The sequence below is a fragment of the Herminiimonas sp. genome (assembly GCF_030645555.1).
Classification (GTDB): domain Bacteria; phylum Pseudomonadota; class Gammaproteobacteria; order Burkholderiales; family Burkholderiaceae_D; genus Oxalicibacterium.
Window position 1 is genome coordinate 1 of sequence record NZ_JAUSME010000308.1, and the last position, 3276, is coordinate 3276.

General features: G+C 62.1%; 3 protein-coding genes and 1 pseudogene. 2 read left to right on the top strand and 2 right to left on the bottom strand.

What is annotated here, in order from left to right; all coding sequences use genetic code 11:
- Positions 1-414 (bottom strand): annotated as a pseudogene (locus Q7T06_RS11600) (aminoacyl--tRNA ligase-related protein); the annotation flags it as partial.
- Between the two features lie 222 nt (positions 415-636).
- Between Q7T06_RS11600 and Q7T06_RS11605 the strand changes: the two are divergent.
- Both Q7T06_RS11605 and Q7T06_RS11610 read left to right on the top strand, forming a co-directional pair.
- Positions 637-1227 (top strand): RNA pyrophosphohydrolase, encoded by a 591-nt coding sequence (locus Q7T06_RS11605; RefSeq protein ID WP_304784820.1) that lies wholly within the window; start codon positions 637-639, stop codon positions 1225-1227.
- Entirely contained in the window at positions 1227-1772 is a 546-nt protein-coding gene (locus Q7T06_RS11610; protein WP_304784822.1) for a CNP1-like family protein, read from the top strand. The genes Q7T06_RS11605 and Q7T06_RS11610 overlap by 1 nt, the downstream gene beginning before the upstream one ends.
- A gap of 138 nt (positions 1773-1910) precedes the next feature.
- Here the strand turns inward: Q7T06_RS11610 and proB are convergent, their stop codons facing one another.
- Positions 1911-3029 carry a glutamate 5-kinase gene (proB, locus tag Q7T06_RS11615; RefSeq protein WP_304784824.1) on the bottom strand — a complete coding sequence of 373 codons (1119 nt, stop codon included), beginning with the start codon at positions 3027-3029 and terminating at the stop codon, positions 1911-1913.
- Between the last annotated feature and the right edge of the window lie 247 nt (positions 3030-3276).

Genomic DNA, 3276 nt, shown 5'->3' on the forward strand with positions numbered 1-3276 from the left:
CTTGTTCTGGATCTGGTAGAAGTTCACCGGCAGTTGCCGGTATGACTTGATCTCGGAGCGCGCGATATCGGTGATCACTTCTTCCGAGGTCGGCTGGATCGCATAGTCGCGGCCATGGCGGTCCTTGACGCGCATCATCTCGGGACCCATCTTGTCCCAGCGTCCGGTCTCCTGCCACAGCTCGGCCGGCTGGACCAGCGGCATCGCCAGCTCGACCGCGCCGCTGCGGTTCATTTCCTCGCGCACGATAGCCTCGACCTTGCGAATCACGCGCATGCCCATTGGCATGTAGCTGTAGATACCCGACCCCACGCGCTTGATCATGCCGGCGCGCAGCATCAGCTTGTGGCTGACGATCTCGGCGTCGGATGGGGCTTCTTTAAGGGTGGATACAAAAAAACGGGAGGCACGCATGACGGTGAATTCTTTTTAAAAAGAGGGGGTTATAATCGACTCAATTTTAAAGGATTCGCTGCCCGCCGCACCCGATGTTTGCACTTACGACAAATGACCCGGTTTCCTGCATGGGGAAATGAAGAGGACATGACGCCTGTGCCGTGACCGGTCACGTACGCAATCGCAGGATTACGTGCCAGTCTGACGGTGTAGCGGGTGGCAGAAAAGCTGAGGTGCATTATGCTGGATCGTGAAGGCTACCGCCCGAACGTCGGCATCATTCTGCTTAACACGCAGAACGAAGTCTGGTGGGGAAAGCGGGTGCGCGAGCACTCGTGGCAATTTCCACAAGGCGGGATCAAGTACGGGGAAACGCCAGAACAGGCGATGTATCGCGAGCTCGAGGAAGAAATTGGCTTGCGTACTGAACACGTCCGGATCATCGGACGCACGCGCGACTGGCTCCGTTACGAGGTTCCCGATCATTTCATCCGGCGCGAGATTCGCGGACACTACAAGGGCCAGAAACAGATCTGGTTCCTGCTGCGCATGACCGGTCGCGATTGCGACGTCAACCTGCGGATGACCGAACACCCTGAATTTGACGCATGGCGCTGGCATGACTATTGGGTGCCGCTGGATGTGGTGATCGAATTCAAGCGCGACGTCTACCAGCGGGCACTGCAGGAACTGTCGCGCTTCCTGACACGTCCGGCACAGGGCGTGCAGCGCGCCACCACCAGCCATGGGCCGCGTTACCTGCGCCAGGCTACAGGCGGCAGGATCATCTCGATTGACGAGCCGGATACCACCGGGACGGGAACCAAGTAATGCGTTTCAACATTCCGCTGCGGTCTGCAGCAGCGATTCTGCTGTGCTGCTCCCTGGCCTCATGCTCCGCGCAGGGCCAGACCCGGTATGCGTTCGAGGACGAGGCGGATAAAGGGCCGTGGCAGGAAGCAGAAGTCCAGCTACCTGCCCTGCCAGACCCTGCCAACCTGCTGAAGCTCCAGGTCGAGGCGGCCGCTACCCACCGCTTTGCCGTCGATTCGAAATCGATCACAGTCGGGTCGGACGGCGTGGTTCGCTATACCGTCGTCGGCACCAGCCCTGCCGGTGCCACCACCATCAGCCACGAAGGCATACGCTGTGCCGCCTTCGAAGCCAGGGTGTATGCATATGGACACAAGGACGGCACCTGGGCGCCCGCGCGCCGCAAGAACTGGGAGCGCATCGTGCGCGGTGCCAGGAACGGCTACCAGGACACGCTGGCGCTCGATTTCTTCTGCGAGGGAACAGTCCAGGTCGGCACCGCCCCCGAGATCGTCAAGCGAATCAGGGAAAACCGGGTATTGAATCCGCGGATACAGTATTAGCGGGGAGGAAACGGACCTGCGACCGCCAGCGGCGCGGCGCGTCCGTTTGCCCGGGACGCCAATCGCAAGATGGCAGGTAGGGTCAGCGAAGCGTAACCCGAGGTCCCGATGCCTTCAATCGAAGGCACCATCATCCGGTCAAAGCAATACCAGGTTGTCCCGATGTATCAGCTCCGGCTCTTCTTCGTAGCCGAGTATCTGCAGGATTTCCGATGATGGCCGGCGTATGATGCGACGCGCGTCCGAGCTGGAATAGTTCGAGATGCCGCGGGCAATCGGGCGGCCGCCATCGTCAACGCAGGTGATGACGTCACCGCGGCCGAATGTGCCCTTCACTTCGGTCACGCCGATCGGCAACAGCGACTTTCCTTCGTCGGTCAGCTTTTTCACGGCGCCAGCATCCAGCACCACCTGCCCGGCCGTCTGCAGATGGTCAGCCATCCACTGCTTGCGCGCCGTCAGTTGCGCCGTCTGCGCGGTCAACTGGGTGCCGATCGCTTCGCCTGCTGCCAGCCGGGTCAGGACATTGTCTTCCCGGCCCCAAGCAATGACCGTATGTGCACCCGAGGTGGAGGCGCGCTTGGCAGCGAGAATCTTGGTCAGCATGCCGCCGCGCCCGATGCCGGTTCCGGCGCCACCCGCCATCGCCTCCAGCGAAACGTCGCCCGCGGCTGCCTCGTGCACGAACTGCGCATCGGGATCCTTGCGCGGATCGGCGGTGTACAGCCCGCGCTGGTCGGTCAGGATGACGAGGGCGTCGCCCTCGATCAGGTTGGTGACCAGCGCACCCAGCGTGTCGTTGTCGCCGAACTTGATTTCGTCGGTGACCACCGTGTCGTTTTCGTTGATGATGGGGACGACGCCGAGCTTGAGCAGCGTGAACAGCGTCGAGCGTGCATTGAGGTAACGCTCGCGATCGGCCAGGTCGGCATGCGTCAGCAATACCTGCGCAGTGCGGATGTCATGCGTCCTGAAACTGGTCTCGTAGATTTGCGCCAGCCCCATCTGGCCGACGGCGGCGCAGGCCTGCAGTTCATGGATACCGGCCGGACGGCTCTCGAATCCAAGGCGCTGCATGCCTTCGGCGATCGCCCCCGAACTGACCAGCACGACTTCCTTTCCCGCAGCGCGCAGTTCCGCGATCTGGGCCGCCCAGCGCGCAATTGCCGTGCTGTCGAGGCCCTTGCCGTCATTGGTGACCAGCGAAGAACCGACTTTGACGACCAGGCGCCGCGCCTCTTGGATTACCGATTTCATATTGATGTCTGCCTGCCTGCAGGGCCGTCCCCGGGCTGCTGCCCGGGTCACTGCCGCTGCTTCACCGCCCCAGTGTCACTGCTTGCTGCCGGCACGCACGCTGGCGCCCGGCCCCTGTCCTCATTCGATCGACTTGAAGCGAGGGTCGTCCGGATCGATGGAGGCGATGACACGGGCGTCATCCGCCATTCCCGGAGTCTGGACCTGCCGCTGTTCCTGCTCCCGCTTGGCTGCGATGTGATTGTAG

Bases quoted from the DNA above. Each gene is read 5' to 3' on its own strand.
- Q7T06_RS11605 (WP_304784820.1), top strand. From the start codon at position 637: ATGCTGGATCGTGAAGGCTACCGCCCGAACGTCGGCATCATTCTGCTT.
- Q7T06_RS11610 (WP_304784822.1), top strand. From the start codon at position 1,227: ATGCGTTTCAACATTCCGCTGCGGTCTGCAGCAGCGATTCTGCTGTGC.
- proB (WP_304784824.1), bottom strand. From the start codon at position 3,029: ATGAAATCGGTAATCCAAGAGGCGCGGCGCCTGGTCGTCAAAGTCGGT.